This is a genomic window from Planktothrix paucivesiculata PCC 9631, assembly GCF_900009265.2.
In the GTDB taxonomy this organism is placed as follows: Bacteria; Cyanobacteriota; Cyanobacteriia; order Cyanobacteriales; family Microcoleaceae; genus Planktothrix; species Planktothrix paucivesiculata.
In genome coordinates this window covers 1-543 of record NZ_LR735151.1, presented here as the reverse complement: position 1 = coordinate 543, position 543 = coordinate 1, and the positions used below count along the sequence as shown (strand labels likewise).

Here is a 543-nt window from a genome sequence, read left to right as displayed (position 1 = left end):
CAATCAGAACGGGAACAAATCTTTAAAGTTCACTTAAACCGCTTACGTCCTAATAATCAATTCAACTTAGAGTTATTAGCTAATCGTTCTAAAGATTTCTCAGGAGCCGAGATTGAGCAAGTAATTTATGATGCTATGCAATTTGGGTTTAGCGAAAGTCGAGAGTTTACAACTGAGGATATTTTAGATGCGATTGATAATTGCGTTCCTCTAGCTAAAATTGCCAGTCATCAGATTGAAGCATTGAAAGATTGGGCTAGTCGTAGTGGGGCTAAATCAGCTTCTTTATCCCCTCAAATAGATAGTAATTCGCTACCGCTTTTAGAAGTTGATTATCAGGATGAATTAACCAACAATTAACTATAACAAAATGCAAGCATTAACAATACAAGAACCTTGGGCTAGTCTTTTAGTCACAGGAAAGAAACGGTACGAAACTCGTGATTGGCAACGGAATTATCGGGGATTACTGGCAATTCACGCAGGAAAACAATCGGTTCATCCTTTTGATTATCCTTTGGGATTAAGTGAAATTCTTGATGA

General features: G+C 37.2%; 1 protein-coding gene and 1 pseudogene. Both read left to right on the top strand.

Features of this window, described 5'->3' with window-relative positions:
• Positions 1–360: pseudogene (locus tag PL9631_RS26560) on the top strand (AAA family ATPase); the annotation flags it as partial.
• Between the two features lie 10 nt (positions 361–370).
• Positions 371–543 (top strand): ASCH domain-containing protein (locus tag PL9631_RS27460; RefSeq protein ID WP_156090733.1); only part of this gene is annotated, 173 nt, incomplete at its 3' end.